Origin of the sequence: Bradyrhizobium sp. CCBAU 53340 (assembly GCF_015291645.1) — a bacterium.
Lineage (GTDB): Bacteria > Pseudomonadota > Alphaproteobacteria > Rhizobiales > Xanthobacteraceae > Bradyrhizobium.
Genome location: NZ_CP030055.1, coordinates 6,126,952 through 6,152,334, shown reverse-complemented (window position 1 = coordinate 6,152,334; position 25,383 = coordinate 6,126,952). Strand labels below are relative to the sequence as shown.

Annotated in this window: 26 protein-coding genes and 1 pseudogene; 13 read left to right on the top strand and 14 right to left on the bottom strand. The window is 64.9% G+C overall.

The annotated features are described in order from the left end of the window. Positions 1-4 precede the first annotated feature (4 nt). Both XH89_RS29090 and nadA read right to left on the bottom strand, forming a co-directional pair. The gene (locus tag XH89_RS29090) at positions 5-1,615 is read right to left on the bottom strand and encodes an L-aspartate oxidase (RefSeq protein WP_194463787.1); all 1,611 of its coding nucleotides are present in this window, start codon (positions 1,613-1,615) and stop codon (positions 5-7) included. Between the two features lie 70 nt (positions 1,616-1,685). Then, complete coding sequence (gene nadA / locus XH89_RS29085) at positions 1,686-2,789, bottom strand: quinolinate synthase NadA (protein WP_194463786.1); 1,104 nt, start codon at positions 2,787-2,789, stop codon at positions 1,686-1,688. Positions 2,790-3,118: 329 nt separating this feature from the next. On the opposite strand from nadA, the gene XH89_RS29080 reads away from it, so the two are divergent. The 5 genes from XH89_RS29080 (at position 3,119) to XH89_RS29060 (ending at position 8,496) form a co-directional block, all read left to right on the top strand. After that, the gene (locus tag XH89_RS29080) at positions 3,119-4,372 is read left to right on the top strand and encodes an MFS transporter (protein WP_194463785.1); all 1,254 of its coding nucleotides are present in this window, start codon (positions 3,119-3,121) and stop codon (positions 4,370-4,372) included. A gap of 42 nt (positions 4,373-4,414) precedes the next feature. Beyond that, positions 4,415-5,401: an MDR family oxidoreductase gene (locus XH89_RS29075; RefSeq protein WP_194463784.1), complete on the top strand. Its 987-nt coding sequence runs from the start codon at positions 4,415-4,417 to the stop codon at positions 5,399-5,401. A 113-nt stretch (positions 5,402-5,514) separates the two neighbouring features. After that, positions 5,515-6,120, top strand: coding sequence for a hypothetical protein (locus XH89_RS29070; protein ID WP_194463783.1), 606 nt, complete (start codon positions 5,515-5,517; stop codon positions 6,118-6,120). A gap of 165 nt (positions 6,121-6,285) precedes the next feature. After that, entirely contained in the window at positions 6,286-6,552 is a 267-nt protein-coding gene (locus XH89_RS29065) for a hypothetical protein (RefSeq protein ID WP_194463782.1), read from the top strand. 201 nt (positions 6,553-6,753) lie between these two features. After that, a complete protein-coding gene (locus tag XH89_RS29060) occupies positions 6,754-8,496 on the top strand; it encodes a methyl-accepting chemotaxis protein (RefSeq protein WP_194463781.1) in 1,743 nt (580 codons plus the stop codon). A 96-nt stretch (positions 8,497-8,592) separates the two neighbouring features. On the opposite strand, the gene XH89_RS41420 is transcribed toward XH89_RS29060, so the two are convergent. Next, complete coding sequence (locus tag XH89_RS41420) at positions 8,593-9,042, bottom strand: hypothetical protein (protein WP_246767644.1); 450 nt, start codon at positions 9,040-9,042, stop codon at positions 8,593-8,595. 40 nt (positions 9,043-9,082) lie between these two features. Here XH89_RS41420 and XH89_RS41415 point away from each other — a divergent pair. Then, a pseudogene (locus XH89_RS41415) lies at positions 9,083-9,292 on the top strand (methyl-accepting chemotaxis protein); the annotation flags it as partial. Between the two features lie 269 nt (positions 9,293-9,561). Further along, the gene (locus XH89_RS29050; RefSeq protein ID WP_194463780.1) at positions 9,562-11,250 is read left to right on the top strand and encodes a methyl-accepting chemotaxis protein; all 1,689 of its coding nucleotides are present in this window, start codon (positions 9,562-9,564) and stop codon (positions 11,248-11,250) included. 3 nt (positions 11,251-11,253) lie between these two features. Here the strand turns inward: XH89_RS29050 and XH89_RS29045 are convergent, their stop codons facing one another. The 6 genes from XH89_RS29045 to XH89_RS29020 all read right to left on the bottom strand — a co-directional run bounded on the left by XH89_RS29045 (position 11,254) and on the right by XH89_RS29020 (position 17,758). Next, positions 11,254-13,971 carry a DUF2339 domain-containing protein gene (locus XH89_RS29045; protein ID WP_194463779.1) on the bottom strand — a complete coding sequence of 906 codons (2,718 nt, stop codon included), beginning with the start codon at positions 13,969-13,971 and terminating at the stop codon, positions 11,254-11,256. A 48-nt stretch (positions 13,972-14,019) separates the two neighbouring features. Then, positions 14,020-14,982: an NAD regulator gene (locus XH89_RS29040; RefSeq protein WP_194463778.1), complete on the bottom strand. Its 963-nt coding sequence runs from the start codon at positions 14,980-14,982 to the stop codon at positions 14,020-14,022. A gap of 16 nt (positions 14,983-14,998) precedes the next feature. Further along, entirely contained in the window at positions 14,999-15,505 is a 507-nt protein-coding gene (locus tag XH89_RS29035) for a tyrosine phosphatase family protein (RefSeq protein ID WP_194463777.1), read from the bottom strand. 143 nt (positions 15,506-15,648) lie between these two features. Next, positions 15,649-16,263: a YfbR-like 5'-deoxynucleotidase gene (locus XH89_RS29030; protein WP_194463776.1), complete on the bottom strand. Its 615-nt coding sequence runs from the start codon at positions 16,261-16,263 to the stop codon at positions 15,649-15,651. Then, complete coding sequence (locus XH89_RS29025) at positions 16,260-16,886, bottom strand: DNA-3-methyladenine glycosylase I (protein ID WP_194463775.1); 627 nt, start codon at positions 16,884-16,886, stop codon at positions 16,260-16,262. The genes XH89_RS29030 and XH89_RS29025 overlap by 4 nt, the downstream gene beginning before the upstream one ends. Further along, positions 16,883-17,758, bottom strand: a complete 876-nt coding sequence (locus XH89_RS29020; RefSeq protein ID WP_194463774.1) for a folate-binding protein YgfZ — start codon at positions 17,756-17,758, stop codon at positions 16,883-16,885. The genes XH89_RS29025 and XH89_RS29020 overlap by 4 nt, the downstream gene beginning before the upstream one ends. A gap of 101 nt (positions 17,759-17,859) precedes the next feature. Between XH89_RS29020 and XH89_RS29015 the strand changes: the two genes are divergently transcribed. The 5 genes from XH89_RS29015 (at position 17,860) to XH89_RS28995 (ending at position 21,978) form a co-directional block, all read left to right on the top strand. Beyond that, positions 17,860-19,194, top strand: coding sequence for a dihydroorotase (locus XH89_RS29015; protein ID WP_194463773.1), 1,335 nt, complete (start codon positions 17,860-17,862; stop codon positions 19,192-19,194). Positions 19,195-19,370: 176 nt separating this feature from the next. Continuing rightward, positions 19,371-20,240: a sulfurtransferase gene (locus tag XH89_RS29010; protein WP_194463772.1), complete on the top strand. Its 870-nt coding sequence runs from the start codon at positions 19,371-19,373 to the stop codon at positions 20,238-20,240. A 95-nt stretch (positions 20,241-20,335) separates the two neighbouring features. Next, a complete protein-coding gene (locus XH89_RS29005) occupies positions 20,336-21,025 on the top strand; it encodes an RNA polymerase sigma factor (RefSeq protein ID WP_194463771.1) in 690 nt (229 codons plus the stop codon). A gap of 89 nt (positions 21,026-21,114) precedes the next feature. Continuing rightward, the gene (locus XH89_RS29000) at positions 21,115-21,648 is read left to right on the top strand and encodes a DUF4142 domain-containing protein (RefSeq protein ID WP_194463770.1); all 534 of its coding nucleotides are present in this window, start codon (positions 21,115-21,117) and stop codon (positions 21,646-21,648) included. A 9-nt stretch (positions 21,649-21,657) separates the two neighbouring features. Then, a complete protein-coding gene (locus XH89_RS28995; protein ID WP_194463769.1) occupies positions 21,658-21,978 on the top strand; it encodes a cupredoxin family copper-binding protein in 321 nt (106 codons plus the stop codon). A gap of 44 nt (positions 21,979-22,022) precedes the next feature. On the opposite strand, the gene XH89_RS28990 is transcribed toward XH89_RS28995, so the two are convergent. From XH89_RS28990 to XH89_RS28975, 4 genes are all read right to left on the bottom strand, one after another. Further along, entirely contained in the window at positions 22,023-22,289 is a 267-nt protein-coding gene (locus XH89_RS28990; protein ID WP_092227477.1) for a hypothetical protein, read from the bottom strand. Between the two features lie 287 nt (positions 22,290-22,576). Continuing rightward, positions 22,577-22,954: a TIGR02301 family protein gene (locus XH89_RS28985; protein ID WP_194463768.1), complete on the bottom strand. Its 378-nt coding sequence runs from the start codon at positions 22,952-22,954 to the stop codon at positions 22,577-22,579. Between the two features lie 82 nt (positions 22,955-23,036). Continuing rightward, positions 23,037-23,471, bottom strand: coding sequence for an NUDIX hydrolase (locus XH89_RS28980; protein WP_194463767.1), 435 nt, complete (start codon positions 23,469-23,471; stop codon positions 23,037-23,039). A 17-nt stretch (positions 23,472-23,488) separates the two neighbouring features. Continuing rightward, positions 23,489-23,986: a hypothetical protein gene (locus XH89_RS28975; protein ID WP_194463766.1), complete on the bottom strand. Its 498-nt coding sequence runs from the start codon at positions 23,984-23,986 to the stop codon at positions 23,489-23,491. 63 nt (positions 23,987-24,049) lie between these two features. Between XH89_RS28975 and XH89_RS28970 the strand changes: the two genes are divergently transcribed. Then, positions 24,050-24,820 (top strand): SOS response-associated peptidase, encoded by a 771-nt coding sequence (locus XH89_RS28970; RefSeq protein ID WP_194463765.1) that lies wholly within the window; start codon positions 24,050-24,052, stop codon positions 24,818-24,820. A 66-nt stretch (positions 24,821-24,886) separates the two neighbouring features. On the opposite strand, the gene XH89_RS28965 is transcribed toward XH89_RS28970, so the two are convergent. Beyond that, complete coding sequence (locus XH89_RS28965; RefSeq protein ID WP_194463764.1) at positions 24,887-25,306, bottom strand: Tautomerase enzyme; 420 nt, start codon at positions 25,304-25,306, stop codon at positions 24,887-24,889. Positions 25,307-25,383: the final 77 nt, after the last annotated feature.

Here is a 25,383-nt window from a genome sequence, read left to right as displayed (position 1 = left end):
TCCTTCAGGCAATCATCGTTTGCGCGATTCGCGGTGCTGAACGGGCAGTGAGTTCATCCGCAACCTCGCGCGCGGCTGCGAGCGTCGTCATCGTTCTCTGTGCCAGCGCGGGCACATCCGCAGGATGGTCAGAGCGGAAGTGTGCGCCGCGGCTCTCGCGCCGGCTCCACGCAGCGGATGCCACGAGCAGTGCCGCTGTCGCCATGTTGCGGACGACGGTGCTGGTGGCCGTGTGCTCGAGTGCGGCGAAGCTGCGTACGGCCTCCGCAAGCCCGTCACGATCGCGGATCACGCCGACATGCGCGCTCATCATCATGCGCAGATGCTTTAGTGTGGCTGCATCCGGCGCACCGCCGCGCGGCGTCACCAGCGCTTCGGGGAGGCGGGCAGGCGAGGGGATCGCCCGGCCAGCGATGTCGTCGGCGATGCGCGCGGCATAGACCACAGCTTCGAGCAGCGAATTCGACGCAAGCCGGTTGGCGCCATGCATGCCGGTGGACGAGACCTCACCGCCGGCCCAGAGCCCGTCGATCGAGCTGCGGCCACGTGCGTCCACCGCGATGCCGCCCATGTGATAATGCACGGCCGGCGCGATCGGGATGATTTGCGTTGCCGGATTGATACCGGCGGCGATGCAGCTTGCATGCACCGTCGGGAATTTCTCGGCGAAGCGTGTGCCGAGCGCTTGCCGCGCATCGAGGAAGGCGCCGCGCCCTGCTGCGATCTCGGCGAAGACGCCACGGGCCACGATGTCGCGTGGTGCGAGCTCGGCGAGCGGATGCTGCGCGCGCATGAAGCGATCGCCCTCGCTGTTGATCAACGTGGCGCCTTCGCCGCGCAGTGCCTCGGTTGCGAGTGGTGCCGGGTCGCGGCCGACCATGATCGCGGTCGGGTGGAACTGCACGAATTCGGGATCGGCAATCACGGCGCCGGCGCGGGCTGCGATCGCAAGGCCCGATCCATTGGCCTCGGCCGGATTGGTGGTGACGGCGTAGAGATGGCCGATACCGCCGGTCGCGAGCACGACCGCGCGCGAGGCGATCACCACCGGCTTTGCTGCAAACTTGCCGGCTTCGCGCAGATGAAGTCCGGTGACCGCGCTGTCCTCGGTCAGCAGCGCTTCGGCGACAAAACCTTCGATCAAGCGGATCGACGGCGTGCGGCGCACGGCCTCGCTCAGCGCGGCGATGATCGCCGCGCCCGCGCCGTCGCCGCGCACATGCACGATGCGGCGCGCCGAATGCGCGGCTTCCCGTCCCACGGCAAGCCGGCCTTCGAGATCGCGGTCGAACGGCACGCCATAGGCGAGCAAATCGTGAATCCGCACGCCCGCCTCGCGCGCGATGCCAAGCGCGACCGCTTCATCGACGATGCCGCCGCCGACCGCGATGGTATCCGCGGCATGCGCTTCGGGAGTATCGCCTTCGGCCACAGCGGCCGCGATTCCGCCTTGCGCCCATGCGGAGGAGGCGCCCTGTCCGAGCGGTGCGGCCGAGATCAGCGTCACCGGCCGCGGCGCAAGCTTCAGTGCGCAGAACAATCCGGCGAGGCCGCCGCCGACGATGACGACGTCGTCGGTGGAGCGGGTGAGGTTGTGGATGTTGGTTGTTGTCATGGCTCTTTCCAAGTTTCTCAGCCGTCGTCCCGGCCTTCGCCGGGACGACGGCTGTGTGTGTTGCTCGCCCTCAATTCTTCAAATTGATCATCCGCTCGACCGAGCGCCGCGCCCGTTCCGCAAGCGCCGGATCGATCGTGACTTCCTCACCCAGCGTCAGCAGGCTCTCGAGAATGTTGGACAGGGTGATGCGCTTCATGTGCGGGCAGAGATTGCAGGGACGCAGCATCTCCACGTCGGGCAGCTCGGCGCGCACATTGTCGGCCATCGAGCATTCCGTGATCATCACCAGGCGCTTCGGGCGCCTGGCGCGGACCCAGTTGATCATGTGCGCGGTCGAGCCGGTGAAGTCGGCCTCCGCCAGCACATCAGGCGGGCATTCCGGATGCGCGATGATCTGCACGGAGGGATCGGCGTTGCGGAAGGCGCGCAGCTCCTCGCCGGTGAAGCGCTCATGCACCTCGCACGCGCCCTTCCAGGCGATGATCTTCACGTCGGTCTTCGAGGCGACATAGGTCGCCAGATAGCGGTCGGGCAGGAAGATCACGCTTGGCGCGTTCAGGCTCTCTACCACCTGCACCGCATTCGAAGACGTGCAGCAGATGTCGACCTCGGCCTTCACCTCCGCGGAGGTGTTGACGTAAGCGACCACAGGCACGCCGGGAAATTTTTCGCGGAGGAGGCGGACGTCGGCGCCGGTAATACTGGCGGCCAGCGAGCAGCCGGCACGTGTATCAGGGATCAGCACCGTCTTGTCCGGGTTGAGCAGCTTCGACGTCTCCGCCATGAAGTGCACGCCGCACTGGACGATGATGTCGGCCTTCACCTTGGTGGCCTCGACGGCGAGCTGGAGCGAATCGCCGCCGATGTCGGCGACGCCATGAAAGATCTCCGGCGCCTGGTAGTTGTGTGCGAGGATGACCGCGTTGCGCGCGCGCTTGAGCTGGTTGATTGCGTGGATCGTCGGCGCCATCAGCGGCCACTCGATCGGCGGGATCACGTGCCTGACACGCTCGTAGATCGGCGCGGTGGCCCGCTCCACCTCTGGAGTCCATTCCAGCGAGGGCATCTGTCGCGCGGGTCCGGTTCGCGCCGGTGCGGCAGGGGAAGAGGTGGTTTGGCCCGGCGGCCGGTCTGCAAGATCGTCAGGGCCGTAAATTTCAATGATTGGCATCGAAGCCTCCCGCGCGTGTCATTTATGCTCATTGTGAGTATATATGACGCCTGAGAAATCCCGCCGAAAGGCCGGAGGGTTTCGCCTGGGCTATATATACTCAATCTGAGCAAATCCAAGATAACACGCGGTTCGAAAACCCGCTAGGTCTCGCCGCACACAATTTCGTCAGGTCCAGTTGCGCCGGACAGCACCGTGAAACGCAAAGCTCCCGCAGGAGCCCTTCGTGGAACGCAATCATTTTTGATTTTTGATTTTCATGCATTTGCATTAAACGGCTCAACGGCGGCCGCCGATTTGCAGTCCGCAAGAGGGCGAGGAGGAGCACCATGTCGATACAAGCGGGCGAACTCGGTCCGGCCTCACGTTCCTCCAACTGGCGCACCCCGGCCGTCATCATCTTCTGCGGTTGCGCGATCGGCATGCTCGGCTTCGGTCCGCGCTCGGCGCTGGGTTTCTTCGTGCAGCCGATGAGCCATGAATTTTCCTGGGGCCGCGACGTTTTCGGCCTCGCCATCGCCTTTCAGAATCTGTTGTGGGGATTGGGCCAGCCGTTCGCCGGCGCGGTCGCCGATCGCTTCGGCTTGTTCCGCGTGATGTGCGTCGGCGCGCTGCTCTATGCCGGTGGTCTTCTCTTGATGCGTTATTCGTCGACGCCGATGTCGCTCAACATCGGCGCGGGCGTCATGGTCGGCTTTGGTCTTGCCGGCTGCTCGTTCAACCTGGTGCTGTCGGCGTTCACCAAGCTCCTGCCGGCTGAGAAGCGCGGCCTTGCGCTCGGCGCCGGCACTGCGGCGGGCTCGCTCGGCCAGTTCCTGTTCGCGCCGATCGGCGTCGCGCTGATTGACAATTTCGGCTGGCAGCAGGCGCTCACCGTATTCGGCTTCCTGATGCTCCTGATCATTCCGCTGTCGCTGGTAATCTCGACGCCGCCGGTCACGAGCACGACAAACGCGGCGCCTGCGGATGAACAGACCATCACCAAGGCGCTGGCAGAAGCCTTCGGCCACCGCTCCTACGTGCTGCTGGTGCTCGGCTTCTTCACCTGCGGCTTCCAGCTTGCCTTCATCACCGTGCATCTGCCGGCGTTCCTGGTCGATCGCGGCATCTCGACGCAAACCGGCGGCTGGGTGATCGCGGCGATCGGCCTGTTCAACATCATGGGCTCGCTCAGTGTCGGCTATCTGCAGAATAGCTTGCCGAAGCGCTACATCCTCTCGACCATCTATTTCACCCGTGCGCTGGCAACGCTCGCCTTCATCTCGTTCCCGATCACGCCGTTCTCGGCCATCGCATTCGGCGCGATCTCCGGCCTGACCTGGCTGTCGACGGTGCCGCCGACCTCCGCGCTGGTGGCGCTGATGTTCGGCACGCGCTGGCTCGCCACGCTCTATGGCTTCGCCTTCGTCAGCCATCAGGTCGGCGGCTTCCTCGGCGTCTGGCTCGGGGGCATCGTCTTCGAGAAATTCGGGTCCTATACGCCGATCTGGTGGCTCTCGATCCTGTTCGGCGTGCTCTCGGCGCTGATCAACCTCCCCATCGTGGAGAAGCCGGTCGCACGAGCGGTTGCACAGCCTGCCTGATCGGCTAAACATCCCGGTCAAACAAGTCAGGGAGTTCAAGCCGTGGCCACATTCAAGGCGATCAGGATCGACAAGGCGGACAAGGGCACCACCGCGCAGCTCACGCAGTTCGACGAAGCCGAGCTGATGGAGGGCGACGTCACCGTCCGCGTGGAATATTCGACGCTGAACTACAAGGACGGCCTCGCGCTGACAGGCAAGGCGCCGGTGGTGCGCCGCTTCCCGATGATCGCCGGTATCGATTTCGCCGGTATGGTCGAGCAATCCTCCCATCCCGCGTGGAAGGCGGGTGACAAGGTCGTCTGCACCGGCTGGGGCATGGGCGAGACCCATCTCGGCGCCTATGCCGAGAAGGCGCGGGTGAAGGGTGACTGGCTGGTCGCCCTGCCGCAGGGCCTGTCGGCGCGTGATGCCATGGCGATCGGCACCGCCGGCTTCACCGCGATGCTCTCGGTGCTGGCGCTGGAGAAGCACGGCCTGTCGCCGAAGAGCGGCCCGGTGGTCGTGACCGGCGCGGCCGGCGGCGTCGGCTCGGTCGCCATCGCCGTTCTGTCCCGGCTCGGCTACCACGTCATCGCCTCGACTGGCCGCGCCTCCGAGGCCGATTACCTGAAGAGCCTTGGCGCAGCCGAGGTGATCGACCGCAACGAGTTGTCGGGCCCAGCAAAGCCCCTTGCTAAAGAGCGCTGGGCGGGCGGCGTCGACAGCGTCGGCTCGACCACGCTTGCGAATCTCCTGTCGATGACCAAGTACGGCGGCGCCATCGCCGCGTGCGGTCTCGCGGCCGGCATGGACCTGCCGTCTTCCGTCGCACCCTTCATTTTGCGCGGAGTGTGCCTTCTCGGCATCGATTCCGTGATGTGCCCGCTTCCACCGCGAAAAGCCGCCTGGCAGCGCCTCGCCTCCGACCTTGATCGGACAAAACTATCTGAAATTACTACGGAAATTCCACTCGGCGAAGTTCCGGAATGGGGCGCGAAAATCCTGGCCGGCCAGGTCCGCGGCCGCATCGTAGTAAAAATTGTCTAACGGCGTTCAGACTTTACCAACCAAGCTGCTTCAATGTCGCCATGGTTAGTATGGTAAGCAGCGGGTAAAGAGATAAGGCATCGCCCGCTGCGGGGGTTAGTTCGGAGTTGAGCATGCTTGCGCGTATTGTGTTGGGGGCTGTCACGGCAGTCGTGACGTTTGCGCCGGCCGTCGCCTTGGCTGGCAGTATGAACGCGGATGAGGCAAGACGCTTCGTCGCCGGCAAAGTGTTCGCCTTCACCTGTTTCGACGGCACCCGCGGTGCAGGCCGGATCCTCGACGATCTCGGCGCCGCCGGCGCGGTGCAATTCTCCGGCTCAGGCCCCGTGCGCCATCTCCGCCTGCCCGGCAACACGCTCCAGATCCGCGGCCAGAGCGTCTGCGCCTCGATCAAGGGCATTCCGTTCGAGCCTTGTTTCAACCTGGAAAAGACCGACGATCGCAGCTTCCGCGGCTCGGTGTCCGGCATGGGCTTCGCCTATTGCGACTTCCATCACCAGGGCGGCAACCAGATGCTGATGGCGCGCGCGGTTGCGCGCCCCCGCTCGCTGCGGGCGCCCGAGCAGACCGGTTCGATCAATGCCCCGAGCACCGAAGTCGCCGCGCGCGTCGAGACGCCGCGGGTCGAGAGCAGCCGGATCGAGCCTGTGAAGTCGGGAGCGAAGTCCGAGCCGGCGAAGAACGAAAGCCCGCTGGAATTGCGCCGCTCGACCGAGTGACGTGCAGCAGCAACTGCGCGCCCAATTTACCCGTCCTTGACGAACGCATCGCACGGCGAAGCCGCGGCGCCGTAGTCATACGGCCTGCGGTTTTTATGCCTTGGTAGCGACTGGCGCCCCAGCCTGCGTGACGGCCGGGGGGCGGCCCTACGCAAGGGTTCAACGATGTCGCTGTATTTCTTCCGCATCAGCTCTGGTCGCTATTCCGGCGCCGCCGATCAGCCGTACGAATTCGAGGATCGCATCGCGGCCTGGACCGAGATGACAGAGGTCTGTGCCAATCTGCTCGGGAGCATCGCGCGCAATCTGAAGCCGAACGCGAAGTGGAGCATGGAGCTGCTCGACGAGAGCAAGGAGCCGGTGTTTCGCATCAGCCTGGTCGGCGAGGCCCTGTGCTGCACTGACACGAACGCCAAGGCGGACCAGCGTTAACGAAGACGTTCTCAGCAGATCCGCGAAACGGCAATTCCTTGCACGCGAGAGCTGTGCAAATTCGGCGATCCCGGCAGCATTGTCCGTATTTCTACCGACGCGCGAGCGCAGGCGTTTAACCTTAATGAGGTACCTGCGGATTAGCTTTCCCAGGATCTTGACGTGCTTTGGCGCGGCAATGCGTATCCGGGGAATACTGCAATGATGTTCATCCAGAATCTGCGAATTGGCACCAAGCTCGCCGTCACCTCGGCGCTCACCATCTGTCTCGTGGCGCTGATGATCGTCCTCCAGATGCGCGGAGGTGCCGAGGTCCAGAAGCTCGGCAACGGAGCAGCGGGACAGCAGACGATTGCGCAAAATGCCGCCGAAGCGAAGGCGTCGGTGCGCGGGATGCAGATCGGCATTCGCGACATTCTGACATCATCATCGCCGGCCGAGATGCAGAAGGCCGCCACCTTTTTCAACGATCGCCGCACTGCGGCGCTGCAGTTCGCGGCCGAAATGGCCAAGCTCTCGCGCTCGGCGGAAAACCGCAAGCGGATCGATCGCCTGACCGAGCTCGTCGGCAATTTCGGCAAGGGCGAACAGCAGATCGAGGCAATCCGCAAGCAGGAGCTGGCGATCGACGGCAAGAAGGACGGCGAAGCGGCCGCGCAATTCGCCAAGCTGAGCGCCGAGGTCGATCGTATCCGCAAGGAAACGCTGGCGCCGATCAACGAAGAGATCTCCGTGCTGGCTGACCAGATCATCAATTTTGCCAAGCAGAGTAGCGCCAATGCTCGAGCCGCGGCGGAAGCAGAAGCCGCCTCGGTCGCGCAGACGTCGTTCGTCACGGGCGTGCTGGTCGCGTTGCTCCTGATCGGTGCGTGCATCTTCTCCGTCTTCAGCATTGCACGGCCCATGCGCGCGCTGACGGTCGCGATGGAGAAGCTCGCCGGGGGCGACTTCTCCGTGGTGTTGCCCGGACTAGGCCGCAAGGACGAGGTCGGCGAGGTTGCCGGTGCCGTCGAGAAATTCAAGATCGTGTCCGAGCGGAAGGCGCGCGAGGAGGCCGAAGCCAAGATGCGGCAGGATCAGATCGCGGCCGAGCAGCGCAAGCTGGAGATGCACAGGCTCGCCGACGGCTTCGAAGGTGCCGTCGGCGAGATCGTCGGCACGGTTTCGTCGGCTTCGGCCGAACTGGAAGCCTCCGCCACGACGCTGACCTCGACTGCCGAGCGCGCACAACGGCTCACCACCGTGGTCGCGGCGGCCTCGGAGGAGGCTTCCACCAATGTGCAGTCGGTGGCTTCTGCGACCGAGGAGCTGTCGTCCTCGATCACGGAGATCAGCCGTCAGGTGCAGGAATCCGCGCGCGTGGCGAGCGAGGCGGTCGGCCAGGCCCGCACCACCACCGAGCGCGTAAGCGAATTGTCCAAGGCCGCGACGCGCATCGGCGACGTGGTCGAGCTGATCAATACCATTGCGGGTCAGACCAACCTCCTGGCGCTCAACGCCACGATCGAGGCGGCGCGCGCAGGCGAAGCCGGCAGAGGTTTTGCCGTCGTCGCCTCCGAAGTCAAGGCGCTGGCCGAGCAGACGGCGAAGGCCACCGGCGAGATCGGTCAGCAAATCGCCGGCATCCAGACCGCAACGCAGGAATCGGTTGGCGCCATCAAGGACATCAGCGACACCATCGAAAGACTGTCCGAGATTTCCTCGACCATTGCCGCTGCCGTCGAGGAGCAGGGCGCAGCGACGCAGGAGATCTCCCGCAACGTGGCGCAGGCTGCCCAGGGTACCCAGCAGGTGTCGTCCAACATCACCGAGGTGCAGCGCGGGGCGAGCGAGACTGGCTCGGCGTCGTCGCAAGTGCTATCGGCGGCCCAGATGCTGTCCGGCGATAGCAATCGCCTCAAGCTCGAGGTCGACAAGTTTCTCGGCACTGTTCGCGCCGCCTGACGGCGATATGCTCGACAGACACGAATCTGCATCGCCGCGCGATTGTGCGGAGATGGCGCCGGCATATTGCGGCGCCGCGACCACGACGACGCAGGGTTAACCTTCCGGAAAAGCGCCGCAGGCATGATCCCCGCAATATTCCGGGGCACTGATTCGCCCATCTGTATTGCGTCTTGAGCGTTGTGGAGCACCTTCATGAGGGGCCTTTCCATCCGTCTGACCCACAAGGTCATGGCGATCGGACGCTTCGGCCTCGTCGGTCTGATCGCCTTCGGTGCGATCTACGAGATGGGCACTGTCTCCCAGGACGCTTCCCGAGATGTTGCCAACCGCGCTCGCGCCATCACCGACCTCAACAAGCAGCTCACGATCGAGATGCTGGAGGCCCGTCGCGACGAGAAGAATTTTGAGCAGCGCCACAACGAGAGCTATGCCAAGGCGCATGCCGACTTGGTCGGCCCGATCAATCGCGATTTCGATGAGATGGAGCGGTTGATGACGGGCGGCGGTATGGGCGTTCTGTCCGACAAGACGAAGCAGGCCCATGAGGGCTCCGTGCTGGCGCATCTGGAAGATCTCGTCGCGCGCGGCGACGCGGGAGATCTCCCGCAACATCCAGCATGCCGCGCAGGGCACCTCGGACGTGTCGGCGAATATCGGCGAGGTCCAGCGCGGCGCGGGCGAGACCGGGGCGGCCTCGGCGCAGGTGCATTCGGCGGCGCAATCGCTGTCGCAGGAGAGCAACCGGCTGAAGAGCGAGGTCGCGCGTTTCCTGGATTCGGTGCGTGCGGCCTGAGCGCCGCCTGCGCCAATGTTGCGCTGCGGCGCGGTGTGCTGGTGCGTGCCATTGCGCGACGCCCGGGCAATTGCAGCGAATGGTTGCAGCCAAGCTAAGAGACCGGCAAATCCGTAGTTCCTCTAGGTTCTTGTTAACGCCTGTTTGCAACTATGGGCGCAATCTTACCGGATAAGAACCAGCCAGGATTGTCGGAAATGATTTCCGCCTCCGTCCGTCTTAGCGGACGCGGCGCGGCTGATTTGTGCGTATCATCGGGATTTGTCGTGATGTCGAAGTTGTCGATCGTCTTCAAACTTCTAACCGTGCTGTCGGTCCTCGTGCTCTCGCTCGCCGGTGTCGGCGTCGTGGCGATCGGCACGATGCAGAACATCAATTCCCATACTGTCGAGATCGCCGAGAGCTGGCTGCCGAGCGTGCGCGCGCTCGGCTCGATGCGCGCCGACATCAACGAACTGCGCGTTGTCCTTCGTCTACACCTGATGCAGGAGAGCATTGAGGGCAAGGACGCCGCGGAGAAGCGCATGGCTCCGCTGCGCGAGCGCATTGAGAAGACCCGCAAGAGCTATGAAGGCCTGATCACCTCGCCAGAGGAGCGCTCGATCTACGAACAGTGGACCAAGGCGTGGGCGGAATACCTGATCGGGGTTCAGGAGACGATGGCGCTGTCGCGCAAGAGCCCCGGCAAGTTCCCGACCGAGGCCAACGAGATGTTACAGACCAAAGTCGCGAAGATGGCCCAAGCGGCGGATCCCTTGCTCCAGAAGGGCATCGAACTGAACAACCACGGCGCCGAGCTGGAAACGAAGCAGGCCGCTGACAGCTACGCCACCATCTTCCGCGTGCTGGTTGGCATCATCGTTCTTTCGGTGGTGATCGCGATTGGCGCTGCCTACTATCTCGTCCGCGACGTCTCGCGCGGTATTGCGTCCATCATCAAGCCGATGCAGTCGCTCGGCGAGGGCGATCTCTCGGCCGAGGTGCCCCATCGTGGCGAGAAGACCGAGATCGGATCGATGGCCGATGCCCTCCAGATCTTTAAGGAGGCGCTGATCGCCAAGAAGGCCGCCGACGAGGCCGCCGCAGCCGACGCTGAAGCCAAGATCGAACGCGGCCGCCGCGTCGATGCCATCACCCGCAGGTTCGAAGCGATGATCGGCGAGGTCGTTGGGACCGTGTCGTCGGCTTCGACCGAGCTCGAGGCCTCCGCATCGACGCTGACCAACACGGCGCGGCGCGGACAAGAGCTGGCGACCGTCGTGGCCGCAGCTTCCGAAGAGGCATCCACCAACGTGCAGGCTGTGGCATCCGCTTCGGAGGAACTGTCCTCCTCGATCACCGAGATCAGCCGACGGGTGCAGGACTCCGCACGGATGGCGGCGGAGGCCGTGGAACAGGCAACGCGGACCAACGCGCGCGTCAACGAGTTGTCGCAGGCCGCCGCTCGCATCGGCGATGTCGTCGAGCTCATCAACAGCATCGCGGGCCAGACCAATCTGCTGGCGCTGAACGCGACCATCGAGGCGGCGCGCGCCGGCGAAGCCGGCCGCGGCTTCGCGGTGGTCGCGTCCGAAGTCAAGGCGCTGGCCGAGCAGACCGCGAAGGCGACCGGCGAGATCGGGGCGCAGGTCTCGGGCATCCAGGCCGCAACGCAGGAATCCGTCAGTGCCATCCAGGAGATCGGCGGCACCATCGAACGGTTGTCCGAGGTATCGGCGGCGATTGCCGCCGCAGTCGAGGAGCAGGGCGCGGCGACGCAGGAGATCTCCCGCAACGTCCAGCAGGCCTCGGTCGGCACCCAGGAGGTCTCCTCGAACATCACCGACGTGCAACGCGGTGCGATCGAGACCGGCGAGGCCTCGGGTGAGGTGCTCTCGGCGGCGAAATCGCTGGCGACCGACAGCACGCGCCTCAAGGTCGAGGTCGCGCAATTCCTGGAATCGGTCCGCGCGGCCTGATGGTCAACTGCCCGTCTGCGGAGCCGGCGGTGGCGTGACATGCCGCCGGAACAGGATGCGCTGGTAGAGCCAGCCGATCGCGACCAGTACGATGCCGAGGCCCATGAACGACAGCGCCCGATAGACGCCTGTCAGGGTCGACATGTCGATCACGAAGGCCTTCAGGATCGTCAATGCGATCACGGCGGCAGAGGCCAGCCGGGCCCGCTCGGAGCCGACGAGAATGCCGGTGCCGAGCAGCACGACGCCGAAAGCGAGCCAGCCGATCGAATAAGTGTATTGCTCCGCCCCCGTGGTCTCGCCGCTGGTGAGGAACGGGCCGTGATAGAAGCGGCGGATCTCCAGCGTGACGTAAGCCAGCGCAAACACGAGAGCCGCGCCCGCGATCGTATTCGCGTAGACCTTGCCGCGCTCGCCGGCTACGGCGTAGGCGAGCAGCAGCATCAGCACAGCCGGCAGCGCGTAGCCGAGCAGCAACAGGTTGAACACGACGCCGCCGACATCGATGCGCCACAGCAGCGGGTTCTCCAGGATCAGCAGGCCGAACACGCTGATGAGCCCGGCGATCGCCGTGAGGACGATCGCCCCGACATTGTGCACGATGCTGTGGCTGCGTAGCCGCAAACGTTCCAATCCGATCGCCATCGCGAGCGCCACGCAGACCTGCAGCGCGGCTTCGAGCAGTGAGGGCGATGCGATCATATCGCCGCCGGTTGCGAAATGGCGGACCTCCATGAAGGCGAGCAGCGCGGTGAACAGGATCGCGGCGGATTCCACCATGCGCAGCGGCGCATCGTCGCCCCTGCGGCGCAGGAAGTGGCTCGCCGCCCAGAACGAGGCCGCGGGCACGCCATAGCCCCACAGCAGCCAGTTCAGAATCGGCGTGGTGCCGACGGCATCGCCGACGATGCGCGGATCATAGAGGATGCGCGCGGTGACGATGCCGGCGAAGATCGCGGCAAGCCAGCGGAGGAATGGGATCGGCCGCTGCAGCGCGATCCAGGCGGTGCCGAGCGACATCAGCGCCAGCGCGATGGTCAGCCAGCCCTTCTCCAGCGCGAAGGTCAGCGCCAGCGCCAGCGCGCCGAGCGTGCCGGTCGCAAACAGCGCCGTCGAGATCGCAAGGCCCGGCCGGGTTTCGCGGCGGGTCAGTGTTTCCGTCGCAAAGCCAAAGGCGGCGGCGAGCAGCACGGCGAGAATCGCGAACGGGATCGACCGGTCGAGATGGGCAATGCGGGCGTAGAGCGCGATGAGGATCGCGATTGGCGTCGCGACACCTGCTGCCGACCACACCACGGGCATGATCGCCGAATGCGAGCGTCCTTGCGCGAAGAAGCCGGCGGTGCCGAAGCCGGCAGCAAAGATCGCGGCCATTACAAGGTGCTGCGTCACGGCGCTATCGATCGCGGTCGGCGTGATGCCCGGCATCGGGCCGCCCGGCAGCACCAGCATATCAGGATTGGCGCGGACGGCCCATTCGGCGAACACGATGAACACGGTTGCGGCAGCAGCACCCAGCGCGCCAACCGCGGCGTCCGCGCGCCAGGCGACGAACAGCGTCGCCGCAACAAGCAGGGTGAAGGCAATCAGCGAAAGATCGGCATGCGCGCTCGACAATACGATCAGCATCGCGCCGAACAGATAGGCGCCGAGCGCGCTCGACGAGACCGGCTCAATCTGTCCGTCCTCGATATCAGGGCCGAACATGAAGCCGCAGACCACGAGCAGTGCGGCCAGCACGAAGCCTGATATCACATGGAACGCATGCGGCGCGACGTGCAGGTCACCGGTATCGAGTCCCGGGAAGATCCAGAGCACGGCGAAGACGATGGACGTGACCGCGAGCCAGCGCCACAGTCTGATGCGGGCGAGACCAAAGCTCGCGGCGGTCACGATGGCGAGATAGACATAAAGCGCCCAATAGTCCGGCTTGCCGCTGGAGACGAGCACCGGCGTCGCGAAGGCGCCGACCACGCCAAGGCCGGCGAGCGCCGGCCCGTGCAGCAATGCTGCCGCGAGCGTGCCCATCGCGACGATGCCGAGCAGCACGAAGGCGGTGGCGGGCACGAGGAAGCCATAGAGCGCGTAGGCCGCATACACGGTTGCGAACGCGACCGCTGTTCCAGCCGCGGTGAGGATCGCGGGAATGTTGGCGATCGGCAGCGCTGCAATGCTCGAGATGCTCTCCTTGCGCCGCGTCCACTCGCCGGCGCCCAGCAGCGCGGCCGCGAACAGGCCGCCGAGGAACACGCGCACGCCGGGGCCGAGAAGGCCGGCCTCGATCGAATAGCGCACCATGAAGAAGCCGCCGAGCGCGAGCGCAAGGCCGCCGATCCACACCACCCAGCGCGTGCCGAGCCTTTCCTCGAAACCGGGGGCAGGCGCGGGCAACGGTAGCGGCGGCGCCTCGGCTGAGGTGCTTGCTTCGGTGGTCGCTTCCAGCGGGGGCGGTGAAGCTTCTTCGGTGACGGTCGGCGGCAGTGCGGCGACCTCTGCCTCGGGCTCGGGCACAAGCGGCGGCGGCTCTGTTGCGGGCGTGCTCACCTGCTCCTGCACAGGCAGCGGCGGGGGTGGTCGGACCTGTCGCTGCGCCTGCAGCGCGGCCTCCAGCGAGCCCAGGCGCCGGCGCAGCTCGGTCGTCTGGTTCGACGCCTTCAGCGCGATCAGGAACGCGACGATCGCAAAGATCACTGCAAAGACGTCGAACGGGGCGTCGAACATGGGGCCTCCTGGCAAATCGGCAGGCAGGGGCCGACCGCAATCTTTGATCTAGCGCCGGGAGCGTACGCGCAAGCCCGGCGCCGGCCGTTCCTGGAGCACGTCGCGGCGAAAGCGATAGAGTGCCGCCGGTCTCCCGCCCGTCTGTGTCGACATCACGCCGGTCGGTTCGACCAGCGCTTCGGTTTCGACCAGACGGCGAAAATTCTGCTTGTGCAGGTGCCGGCCGGAGATCGCCTCCACCGTATACTGCAACTCAGTGAGTGTGAACTCGGCGGGCAAAAGTTCAAATACCACAGGACGATACTTCAGCTTTGCGCGCAGCCTGGCGATCGCCGTGGCGAGGATCCGGCGGTGGTCGAACCGCATGGAGGTGCCGAGGGCTGGCAGCGTCTTGCGCGCCAGTGCCGCAGGGCGGCCGTCGCGCCGGGCCTCCTCGACAAGGCCGGCCTCGTAGAGCAGCTCGTAGCGGTCGAGCACGCGCTCCTCGTCCCAGGAAGCACCTTCGAGGCCGAAGTAGAACCGCACGCGATCCTTGCGCGCCAGCGCGCGCGTTGTCTCGGGCGTCTCTTCCTCGGCCCATCTCGTCAGCGCCGGAATGATGTCACGGGCGATGATCGCGGGCGGCGCCTCGCGCCAATCTTCCCAGGGGAAGAAGCGATACCAGGGATCGAAGCTCGCGGCATTCGCAGCGCCCTCGGCGCCGCGCGTCAGCGCCAGATAGCCGATCGACACCATATGCGCGCCGGTGTCGCCGGCCTCGGCATGACGGCCGCGATCGCCGAACGTATAGAGCTGCTCGACATAGCCGAGCCGCAATCCCGCCTGTTCCTCGACCCAGGCGCGCAGGCCGATCTCGAAGGTGCGATGGCTCGGCGCATCGAATGGACCGAACGGCAGGCCAACGAGGCCGTCGGCGCCGCGCGCGGTCAGCACCAGCGGCTCGTGATCCTCGATCGCGACGATCGCGGCAGTCAGGCCGATCTCGATCGGCGTCAGCAGCTTGTCGCTCATCCCAAGATCGCTGCTGTCATTCGAGCTCGATCACGAAGGGGCGGCCCTCGACCAACATCTCGCCCGGACCCATCTCGTCGAGCGCACGCAGCATGCGGCCATTGCGCCCGAGCGCGCGGTCGGCAAGGCTGACAATGCGCCGGTTCGGCGAGGCGATCGGGGAGGCGGCGCGGATCTTCTTGGCGATCTCGATCTCGTCACGGTCGGGATTGAGCGCACAGACGGCGGCGAACGCGCTCGCGGTGGAGCGGCTGATGCCGGCATAGCAATGCACCACGAGCGGCGCAGCGCGGTCCCAGCCGCGCACGAAATTCAACACCTGGTCGATATGCGCCTCGGATGGCGCGACGAAGCCGTCCATCTCCTCGGTGATGTCGTCCATCGACACCTTGAGATGATTGGCCGGGAGCACAGAGACCGGCCGTGCCACCTGCTCGACATTGGCCATCACGGTCAGCACATGGCTGGCCCCGGTGCGGCGAACGGTTTCAGGAAGAGCGGCGAGCGAGCAGACGTGGATCATGGCGGACCTTTTGGGGCGATTATAACGATCGCCGTAGGGTGGGCAAAGCGAAGCGTGCCCACCACTTTTGTCGCAAGCGCGAAGGGGATGGTGGGCACGTCGCAAGTGCGCCTTTGCCCACCCTACGAGATCTACCACAAGACCTACGCAAACACGGCGCCAAACCGTTCCAGAAACTGCTTCTCGGCCCGCGCCGCCGTCCAGGGCGTCAGATAGTCGCGCCGGATACTGTCAGAGAGGCCCGGATCCCTGCCGAACAGGCGCTTGGCCTCGCTCTGGCTGAAACCGGCGAGCTCGGTCGCCTCGAGATAGGCCGCGCCGCGATCGGCGGCCTTGATCGCCTGCGTGATCTCGTCAGGCAGCACCGGCGGCAGGCCGAAGCGGATGTGGATCGCGCCGAGCAGGCGCTTCTCTACCGCCTTGTAATGGCCGTCAAGCACCGCCTTGAACGGCGAGATCATGTCGCCGATCACATATTCGGGCGCATCGTGCAGCAGCGCGGCCAGCCGCATGCGCTGGTCGACGTTGGGCATCTCGTGCCGCAGCACGAGCTCCACCAACAGCGTGTGCTGCGCCACCGAGAAGATATGCGCCCCTGTGGTCTGCCCGTTCCAGCGCGCAACGCGCGCCAGCCCATGTGCGATGTCTGCGATCTCGACGTCGAGCGGGGAGGGATCGAGCAGGTCGAGCCGCCGGCCCGACAGCATGCGCTGCCAGGCGCGGGACTCTACTGAGCGCGCGGTCTTCCTGGCCGTCATTTGGCCTTGAGGCGCGGCTTGCGCTGCAGCTTGCTGCAGGTCGCGTGGCAATGGCAGTCGATGAGATGGTCGTTGACCATGCCGGTCGCCTGCATGAAGGCATAGACGATGGTCGGGCCGACGAATTTGAAGCCGCGCGAGGACAGCTCCTTGGAGATCTGCACCGACAACGGCGTTGAGGCCGGCACGCTCGCGGTGGTCTTGAAATTATTGACCTTGGGCTTTCCGCCCATGAAGTCCCACAACAGCTTCGAAAAGCCGGGGCCCTTCTCCATGATGTCGAGGTAGGACTTCGCGCTGAGGATCGCGCCGTCGATCTTGGCCTTGTTGCGCACGATGCCGGCGTCGTTCATCAGCGCGTGCACCTTCTTCTCGCTGTAGCGCGCGATCTTTTCCGGCTGGAAATCGTCGAAGGCTTTGCGGAAATTGTCGCGCTTGCGCAGGATCGTGATCCAGGACAGGCCGGCCTGAAAACCGTCGAGGATCAGCTTTTCATAGAGCGCGCGGTCGTCATATTCAGGCACGCCCCATTCGGTGTCGTGATAGGCGACATAGAGCGGATCCTCGCCGGGCCACGGGCAGCGAGTCTTTCCGTCGGGATGCAGGCGGGGAGCGCGGCTCATGCGATGGGCTGCTTTGCGGGAATGCGGACGATTTCGGGGTCTGCCAGCTTCAGCGTGAATCCGCCAGCGGTCAGCGGCTGGCCGGCATCAAGCGCGTCCGCGACGCGGTCGATGCGCACCAGCGCGATGCCCTTGCCTCGCGCCGACGAGCCCATGGTGCCGACCGGCTTGTCGCCAGCCATGACGCTGACGCCGACCTCCGGCGAGAGGTCGTCGAGAAGCACCTTCACGCTGCGGGTGCGCGCGGTGCCGCGATGCTGCATGCGCGAGACGACCTCCTGGCCGACATAGCAGCCCTTGTCGAAATCGACGCCGGCAAGGCGGTCCATGTTGGTCTCGTGCGGGAACGCGTCGCTGTACGTGAAATCGAGCCCGCCTCGCGGCACGCCGAGCGCGATGCGGTGCGCCTCATAGTCGGCCGCATCGACCAGCTCGGCGCCGATCAGGTCGGACAGCTTCTGCTTGAGATCCTCGGGGATCAGAATGCGCGTGCCGAGCTCGGCATTGCGGGGATCGGCAAAGGCGAGGTCCGGTTGCGCCGCAAGCTGGCCATCCCAGGCCGCGAGCACGCCGAGATCGAGGATGTCCACCGTCACCTTGGCGCGCAGCTTGTAGAATTTCAGCTTGGTGGCGAGGCCATCGGCCAGCGGCTTCGGACAGTCGATCAGGAACCCGCCGCCATGGCCGCCAGGGGCTTCCGTGATCAGGAAATCCACGATGATCTTGCCCTGCGGCGTCAGCAGCGCGCCGAATCGCCCAAGCCCCGGCTTGAGCCTGTCGACATCGGTGGTGATGAGGCCGTTGAGGAAGTTGCGTGCGTCCTCGCCGGCGACCTTGATCACGCCCCGGTCCGGAAGAAACGCTGATTTCATGCGAAAATCTCTTGCGACATGTTGCTCCGGAACGTAAGCCCGCAAGGCATAAACGACAAGACCTCGAGCCCTGCGCTTGGGGATGAGAGAGGCCCTCAGCCATGACCCAGCGCTTCGATGTGATCCTCAAAGGCGGCACCGTCGTCAACCAGGACGGCGAGGCCATTCGCGACATCGGCATCGCCGATGGTCGCATCGCCGAGCTGGGCCCGCTGTCGCAAGGCTCCGCGGCGGAGGTGATCGACTGCAAGGGCCTGCATATCCTGCCCGGCGTGATGGACACGCAGGTGCATTTCCGCGAGCCCGGGCTGGATCACAAAGAGGATCTCGAGACCGGCTCGCGCAGCGCCGTGATGGGCGGCGTCACCGCCGTGTTCGAGATGCCGAATACCTCGCCGCTCACGGTGACGGAGGCCACCTTCACCGACAAGGTGAAGCGCGCCCATCACCGCATGCATTGCGATTTCGCCTTCTTCATCGGCGGCACCCGCGAGAACGTGCAGGACCTGCCAGTGCTGGAGCGCGCGCCGGGTTGCGCGGGCGTCAAGGTCTTCATCGGCTCCTCGACCGGCGCGCTGCTGGTGGAGGATGACGAGAGCCTGCGCCGCATTTTCCAGGTGATCCGCCGCCGCGCCGCGTTCCATGCCGAGGACGAGTATCGCCTCAACGACCGCAAGTCGCTGCGCATCGAGGGCGATGCGCGCTCGCACCCGGTCTGGCGCGACGAGACCGCCGCGCTGATGGCGACGCAGCGCCTGGTCAAGCTCGCGCACGAGACGGGAAAGCGCATCCACGTGCTGCACATCTCGACCAAGGAAGAGATCGAGTTCCTGCGCGACCACAAGGACGTCGCCTCCTGCGAGGCGACGCCGCACCATCTCACGCTGGTCGCGCCGGAATGCTACGAGCGGCTCGGCACGCTGACGCAGATGAACCCGCCGGTGCGCGGTGCCGATCACCGCGCCGGCATCTGGCGCGGCATCGAGCAAGGCATCGTCGACGTGCTCGGCTCCGATCACGCGCCGCACACGCTGGAAGAAAAGCAGAAGACCTATCCGGCCTCGCCCTCCGGCATGACCGGCGTGCAGACGCTGGTGCCGCTGATGCTCGACCACGTCAACGCCGGCCGCTTGTCGCTGGCAAGGTTCGTCGATCTCACCAGCGCCGGCCCCGCGCGCCTATACAACATGGCCTGCAAGGGCCGCATCGCCGCCGGCTACGACGCCGACTTTACGATCGTCGATCTCAAGCGCAGCGAAACCATCACCAACAAATGGGTGGCGTCGAAGGCCGGCTGGACGCCTTATGACGGCGTGCGCGTGACGGGCTGGCCGGTGGGCACGTTCGTGCGCGGCAAGCGCGTGATGTGGCAGGGCGAGCTGGTGACGCCGTCGCAGGGCGAGGCAGTGCGATTTCTGGAGACGCTGAAGCAGTAAGGGGGGATGATCGGCAAACGCGCGCCACACGTTGGGTGTCGTCCTGGCGAACGCCAGGACCCATAACCCCGACCGGATGTTGTTGCGAAGACTTGTGGCCACGTTTGCCTGCAGCCAGATAATGCGGTGGTAATGGATCCTGGCTTTCGCCGGGACGACGTTGGAGAGGTCATCGCATGTCCCAGCTCACCGCCCTCATCACCACCGGGCAACTCGCTGCCATTCTCCGCGATCCCAATCTCCGCCTCTACGATTGCACGACCTATCTTGAACCCGCGCCGTCCGGCAGCGACGTGCCCTATCGCGCCGTTCCCGGCGAGAAGACCTTCGCGGCCGGACACATCCCTGGCGCCGATTTTCTCGACCTGCAAGGAGAGTTCTCCGACACCTTCGCGCAGCAATTCTTCATGATGCCTGAGGTGGCCCAGCTCGAAGCTGCCTTCGGCCGCCATGGCCTCGATGCCAGCAAGACCATCGTGCTCTACAGCATCGGCACCATGATGTGGGCGACGCGGTTCTGGTGGATGCTGCGTTCGCTCGGCGTCGAGGCGCGCGTGCTCGATGGCGGCTTCGACAAATGGAAGGACGAGGGGCGTCCTGTCGAGACCGGCGCGCCGAAGGGCTATCCGGCGGCAACTTTCAAGGCCACGCCGCGCGCGGGCTTCTTCGTCGACAAGAACTTTGTGAAGGCGCGGATCGGCGATCCCTCGACCGTTACCGTCAACGCGCTCGGGCCGCAATTTCATGGAGGCCTCGAGCCGAGCCGCTACGGCCGGCCGGGCCGCGTGCCCGGCAGCGTCAACGTGCCGGCTGCCACCCTTGTGAAGCCCGACAAGACGCTGACGACGCTGGCCGACGCCGAAGCCAAATTCGCCGCGGCAGGCGTCACGCGCGACAAGGACGTGATCCTGTATTGTGGCGGTGGTATCTCGGCGACGATCGATTTGCTGATGCTGACGCAGCTCGGCTACGACCGGCTGACGCTTTATGATGCTTCCATGGGCGAATGGGCGAGGGATCCAGCGCTCCCGGTCGAAACGGACTAGGAGAAAATCTTACCTCCCAAGGGGCGCAGAAAGTTGGGAACCTTTTCTGCCAGCCTGCATCCAATGTCCGGAACCAATGGAGACAGGTGACCACCATGCAACGGACCGCAGCCGGCCTGTCCGCCGGTGTCAGACCATCGGAAGCCGAGCTGATCGACCGGGCGCGGGGCCGGGACGAGGCCGCGCTCCGCGAGATCATGCAGGCCAATAACCGCAGGCTCTATCGCCTCGCGCGCGGAATCTTGCGCAGCGACAGCGAGGCCGAGGACGTGGTGCAGGAAACCTATGTCCGCGCCTTCACCCATCTCGACGGCTTCAAGGGCGAGTCCGCGCTGTCGACCTGGCTGTCGCGCATCGCCATCAATGAGGCGCTTGGCCGGGCGAGAAGTGCAAAACCGCATGTCGAGCTCGGCGCGATAGGCGAAGAGGCGCTCGAGGCGCAGATCATCAAATTTCCCGTTTCTCCCGCAGGCGATCCGGAAAGGACCATGGCCCAACGTGAAATTCAGCGCGTCGTCGAACGCGCCATCGACGAGTTGCCGGATGTTTTCCGCATGGTCTTCGTCGCGCGCGTGATGGAGGGGATGACCATCGAGGAGACGTCCGACTTGCTCGGCGTGAAACCGGAGACCGTGAAGACACGGCTGCATCGTGCCCGCACCATGCTGCGCGAGAATGTCGAGAAGGAGATCGGCCCTGTGATGATGGATGCGTTTCCGTTCGCCGGCTGGCGCTGCGAGCGCCTGACTGATTCGGTGTTGAAGCGGCTGGGAATCGGCGGCTGAAATTTTTCGGGAACGTTTGCGCGAAACGCCCATCCAATTCCTGTGAAGCAACGCCGGCAGAGCACCCGGCAGCACAGGAGTGTCAGACCATGTCCATTCGTTGGGGCGCGGCGATCGCCGCCACCATTCTGTTGTCCAGCCCCGTGCTGCTGCAAGGCGCACGCGCTGCCGACAAGCTCACCGACCCGCAGATCGCACACATCGCCTACACCGCGGGCGTGATCGACATCAACGCGGCCAAGCAGGCGCAGAAGAAAGCCAAGAACAAGGACGTCAAGGCGTTTGCCGAGGACATGCTGCGCGACCACGAGGCGGTCAACAAGCAGGCGCTGGCGCTGGTCAAGAAGCTGAACGTCACCCCTGAAGACAACGACACCAGCAAGGCGCTGTCGAAGCAGGCGAGCGACAAGCTGGCGGAGCTCGACAAGCTGGACGGCGCAGCGTTCGACAAGGCCTATGTCGCCAACGAGGTCGCCTATCACAAGACGGTCAACGGCGCGCTGGAGACCCAGCTCATTCCGTCCGCCAGCAATGCCGAGCTGAAGGGCCTGTTGCAGACCGGCCTGAAGATCTTTCAGGGCCATGAGCAGCATGCCGAACATGTCGCGGCCGAGCTGAAATAGGAGCGTGCGATGAAGCCGGGACGCCTCGGTTCGGTCGGGCTCGCGATTGCCTTCCTGTCGATATCAGTCCCGGCGCACGCTGCGACCATCGAGATCACGATGGAGAATCTCGTGATCTCGCCGGCCGAGGTGTCGGCGAAGGTCGGCGATACCATCCAATGGATCAACAAGGACGTCTTCGCCCACACCGCCACCGCGAAGAACGGCGATTTCGACGTGACGCTGCCGCCGAACAAGTCGGCGACTTCGATCCTGAAGAGGGCGGGAGCGGTCGATTATTACTGCCGCTATCATCCCAACATGAAAGCGACGCTCAAGATCGAGCCTTGATGAAGGACCCCGCTTATGTGGCGGGGTCATTTTCGAAAGCGGGCTTACTGCCTTGCCAGGCAGACCGAGAATTCGCCGTTGCGGATGCGGGCGGGAAAGCCCTCGACGAATTTTGCCACGGCGTCCTCGCCATAGGTGCCAACGAGCTCGGCGAGTGCCGCAAACAGGCTCGCTTGTGCCAGGCAGTCGCCATCGACGCCGTCATGGCGTGCTTCGGCCCAGGCCTCGTTCAGATAGCTCAAGGCGGCCTGTTTCTGCTCGTGATCGGGCAGTGGCGCGCGGGCGGGGGCGTAGGAAATCGGCTGGCTCATGAAACTCGATCAGGGCTGGGGCGCGATCCACGGCGATGCGCTGCAGATGAGGTGTAGCACGCGCATTAACGACCGCTAGGCCACATCTTTAAGAACGGTTAACGGCTGTGAACAAAGTCGATGACAGAGTTCCCGCCGCCGCTCCTCATGGTGAGGAGCGTGCGAAGCACGCGTCTCGAACCATAGAGACCCCGCTGCTGCAGCCGGGCCTTCATCCTTCGAGACGCGCGTTCCGCGCTCCTCAGGATGAGGGATTTCCTGTTCAGGATTCGGCTGACGGAGAGAGCTCAGTTCGCGTAGCGCGCTGTCAGATCGCGCGAGATCTTCGAACCCTCCTCGATGTAGCGGCGGATCGCGACCGTCGCGGCCGGCGTGCAGCTCCGGTAGGTCTGCTGAAAGCCGTTATAGCCGCGGTTGAAGCCCGCGATCATGCGGGTGCGCCGCTCGCCGGAAGGGGTTTCGGCATCGATCAGCGCCTGCATTTCGCTGCGCCATTTGTTGCCTTCGTTGGAGCCGCAGATGCCGCGCAGGTAATGCAATCCGCCGAGGATCTCGGCCAGACGCTGCAGATCGGCATCGAACGGCGCCGCCACGTCCTGGGCCCGGGCGGGCGCGGAAGCGCAGGCGAGAATCAGGACAAAAATGGCCAGAAATCGCGTCGACATCGGCGGGCTGTATGCCCCGTCGAGGCCGGGGAAGCAAGGCGAGCCGCCCCGGCGGTATGGTCCTCCCGCCCTGCGGCGGGACTCATGGGCTGATCAGGCGGTGGGCGGACTGGATGATCTCCTCCAGCCCCCCGGTCATCTTGACGTCGCCAAGGCTGCCCAGGGCGTCCGGGGCGATCCACCTGAAATCGTCGAGCTCGTCATTCAGGGCCGGTTCCCTGGCCACCCAGCGGGCGGCAAACGACATGATCAGGTAATGGCCGGAGCCGGGTGCGGCCGGCAGCACCTCGCGCCAGCCGGCCAAGCCGACGATCTCGATGGCGAGCCCGGTCTCCTCGTCGACCTCGCGCTTGAGCGCCTGATGCAGCGATTCGCCGAATTCGACCCGGCCGCCAGGCAGGGAATAGAACCCCTTGGCGGGCGAGCGGGCCCGGCGGGTCAGCAGCACCTTGCCGTCGCGGAAAATCGCGGCGCTGACGGCAATCTGGGGGTGGGTAGGCTGGATAACGGACGCCATATTCTTAACGACCTGGCTCAATTCGCCATAATGGTGTCGACGTCGGCTTCCGCGCCGCCATTGATGATGCCGCCGCAGGCTGCGATCAGCGGCTTGACCCAAGCCGTCGCCTGCTCGGCGAGCCGAACGCGGGTCGTGTCTTTCTCGACCTCGCGCATGGCCGAGCCAACCGCGGTCAGGATCGAGGTCATGGTGTCGGTGATGTGGTCGAACTGGGCGCGCACGGACGGCTCTGCCTTCTCATAGGCTTCAATTGCCAGATCGCGTGCCTTGAAGTTCGAGGCCGTAAAATGCTCGGCATAGGACAGCGGCGACCAGGTCAGAAAATCCTCGGCGCATTCCGGCATATCCGGAACCATCTCCAGGAGCATCACGGCTTCATTGAAATGGTTGAGATAGTCAGTGGCAAGCCCGGTCCGCGGGTTGATATTGGCCACGCGCAGCCGCTCAGCCCAGGCCGCGGCCTCGGGGCCCGTCTGTGCGCGCGTTGCGGGTTGGGAGGCCATTGAGCTCATCGGCCGCAGTGTTAACGTTCGGGGTTAAAAGGACCTCAACGGACCCTATATAGACGCCCCAAGATGTGTGGACGCTTCGTCATAACTTCGGCCCCGGCGGCTTTGCGGCAACTGTTTGGCTATATCGAGCAGCCGAATTTCCCGCCCCGGTACAATGTCGCCCCGACCCAACCGATTCCGGTCGTCCTGGTCGAAAACGGCGCACGCCATTTTCGCCTGATGCGCTGGGGCCTGCTGCCGAGCTGGGTCAAAGACCCCAGGGGCTTTACGCTCCTGATCAACGCCCGCTCCGAGACGGTGCTGGAGAAGCCGGCGTTCAAAAAGGCGATTCGCCGGCGGCGCGGTCTGATCCCGGCTGACGGCTATTATGAATGGAAGGCCGAGGGCGGCCGCAAGCAGCCGTTCTTCATCCATCACGCCGACGGTTCGCCGCTCGGTTTTGCCGCAGTGTTCGAGACCTGGATCGGGCCGAACGGCGAGGAACTCCACACGGTGGCGATCGTGACGGCGGCCGCAGGCGAGGACCTCGCAGCGCTGCATGACCGCGTGCCCGTCACCATCAGCCCGCGCGATTTCGAGCGCTGGCTCGATTGTCGCGGTGACGAGATCGACGTGATCCTGCCGCTGATGAGCGCACCAAGGATCGGCGAATTCGCCTGGCACCCGGTCTCCAGCCGCGTCAACCGCGTCGCCAATGACGACGAGCAGCTATTGCTGCCGATCAGCGCGGAGGAGATGGAGGCGGAGGCGGAGGCGGAGGTGGTGAAGCCGAAGAAGATCGCGCGGAAGACGGCAGGCGCGTCGGCCGATGACGGGCAGGGGTCGTTGTTCTAGGCACCGCTGCGGTAAGGTGGGCAAAGGCGCAACGCGCCTTGCCCACCATCTGTCCCATGATTTGACTCAAGCCGCCGCGGCGACCGCCGATCCAAGCGCGGCGTTGCTGAACGCCTCGCCGCCGATGCCCCAGCCGCCGTCGACGGCGTAGCTGACATTGGCGAAAATGTGCTCGCGCTTGATGCGTCCCTCGGCGGCCTTCTCGATGATGGCCGTTCCCTCCGATATCCAGGCGTCCTTCAGCTCCTGCGTCGGCAGCACGAATGACGGCACCTTGAGCTCGAACACCGCGATGTCGGCGGGCTTGCCGCCGGAATAGGTGCGCCGCTTCGGCACCACGGTGACTTCGCCGATGACGTTCGGCGTCATGAAGCGGTTGCCGGTCAGGCCGTGCAGCCGCAGCAGCAGTTCGGTCAGCTTGCCGAACGCCTCGGCTTCTCCTGATGGCGTCAGCGCACCTTCGGGAACGATGATCTGGATAGGCATGTGAGGTCTCCCTTTGAACCGTAATATAACGGTCGTTATACAAAACATAACGATCGTTATCTCGTCAAGCGTAATAT

What these genes read in the sequence shown, in the direction of transcription:
- XH89_RS29080 (WP_194463785.1), top strand. Translation starts at nt 3,119, where the DNA reads ATGTCGATACAAGCGGGCGAACTCGGTCCGGCCTCACGTTCCTCCAAC.
- XH89_RS28970 (WP_194463765.1), top strand. Translation starts at nt 24,050, where the DNA reads ATGTGTGGACGCTTCGTCATAACTTCGGCCCCGGCGGCTTTGCGGCAA.
- nadA (WP_194463786.1), bottom strand. Translation starts at nt 2,789, where the DNA reads ATGCCAATCATTGAAATTTACGGCCCTGACGATCTTGCAGACCGGCCG.
- XH89_RS29035 (WP_194463777.1), bottom strand. Translation starts at nt 15,505, where the DNA reads ATGATCCACGTCTGCTCGCTCGCCGCTCTTCCTGAAACCGTTCGCCGC.
- XH89_RS28985 (WP_194463768.1), bottom strand. Translation starts at nt 22,954, where the DNA reads ATGTCGACGCGATTTCTGGCCATTTTTGTCCTGATTCTCGCCTGCGCT.
- XH89_RS29065 (WP_194463782.1), top strand. Translation starts at nt 6,286, where the DNA reads ATGTCGCTGTATTTCTTCCGCATCAGCTCTGGTCGCTATTCCGGCGCC.
- XH89_RS28965 (WP_194463764.1), bottom strand. Translation starts at nt 25,306, where the DNA reads ATGCCTATCCAGATCATCGTTCCCGAAGGTGCGCTGACGCCATCAGGA.
- XH89_RS29040 (WP_194463778.1), bottom strand. Translation starts at nt 14,982, where the DNA reads ATGAGCGACAAGCTGCTGACGCCGATCGAGATCGGCCTGACTGCCGCG.
- XH89_RS29010 (WP_194463772.1), top strand. Translation starts at nt 19,371, where the DNA reads ATGTCCCAGCTCACCGCCCTCATCACCACCGGGCAACTCGCTGCCATT.
- XH89_RS29045 (WP_194463779.1), bottom strand. Translation starts at nt 13,971, where the DNA reads ATGTTCGACGCCCCGTTCGACGTCTTTGCAGTGATCTTTGCGATCGTC.
- XH89_RS41420 (WP_246767644.1), bottom strand. Translation starts at nt 9,042, where the DNA reads ATGGGCCTGCTTCGTCTTGTCGGACAGAACGCCCATACCGCCGCCCGT.
- XH89_RS29015 (WP_194463773.1), top strand. Translation starts at nt 17,860, where the DNA reads ATGACCCAGCGCTTCGATGTGATCCTCAAAGGCGGCACCGTCGTCAAC.
- XH89_RS29020 (WP_194463774.1), bottom strand. Translation starts at nt 17,758, where the DNA reads ATGAAATCAGCGTTTCTTCCGGACCGGGGCGTGATCAAGGTCGCCGGC.
- XH89_RS29000 (WP_194463770.1), top strand. Translation starts at nt 21,115, where the DNA reads ATGTCCATTCGTTGGGGCGCGGCGATCGCCGCCACCATTCTGTTGTCC.
- XH89_RS28980 (WP_194463767.1), bottom strand. Translation starts at nt 23,471, where the DNA reads ATGGCGTCCGTTATCCAGCCTACCCACCCCCAGATTGCCGTCAGCGCC.
- XH89_RS29005 (WP_194463771.1), top strand. Translation starts at nt 20,336, where the DNA reads ATGCAACGGACCGCAGCCGGCCTGTCCGCCGGTGTCAGACCATCGGAA.
- XH89_RS29070 (WP_194463783.1), top strand. Translation starts at nt 5,515, where the DNA reads ATGCTTGCGCGTATTGTGTTGGGGGCTGTCACGGCAGTCGTGACGTTT.
- XH89_RS29060 (WP_194463781.1), top strand. Translation starts at nt 6,754, where the DNA reads ATGATGTTCATCCAGAATCTGCGAATTGGCACCAAGCTCGCCGTCACC.
- XH89_RS29090 (WP_194463787.1), bottom strand. Translation starts at nt 1,615, where the DNA reads ATGACAACAACCAACATCCACAACCTCACCCGCTCCACCGACGACGTC.
- XH89_RS28990 (WP_092227477.1), bottom strand. Translation starts at nt 22,289, where the DNA reads ATGAGCCAGCCGATTTCCTACGCCCCCGCCCGCGCGCCACTGCCCGAT.
- XH89_RS28975 (WP_194463766.1), bottom strand. Translation starts at nt 23,986, where the DNA reads ATGAGCTCAATGGCCTCCCAACCCGCAACGCGCGCACAGACGGGCCCC.
- XH89_RS28995 (WP_194463769.1), top strand. Translation starts at nt 21,658, where the DNA reads ATGAAGCCGGGACGCCTCGGTTCGGTCGGGCTCGCGATTGCCTTCCTG.
- XH89_RS29030 (WP_194463776.1), bottom strand. Translation starts at nt 16,263, where the DNA reads ATGACGGCCAGGAAGACCGCGCGCTCAGTAGAGTCCCGCGCCTGGCAG.
- XH89_RS29050 (WP_194463780.1), top strand. Translation starts at nt 9,562, where the DNA reads ATGTCGAAGTTGTCGATCGTCTTCAAACTTCTAACCGTGCTGTCGGTC.
- XH89_RS29025 (WP_194463775.1), bottom strand. Translation starts at nt 16,886, where the DNA reads ATGAGCCGCGCTCCCCGCCTGCATCCCGACGGAAAGACTCGCTGCCCG.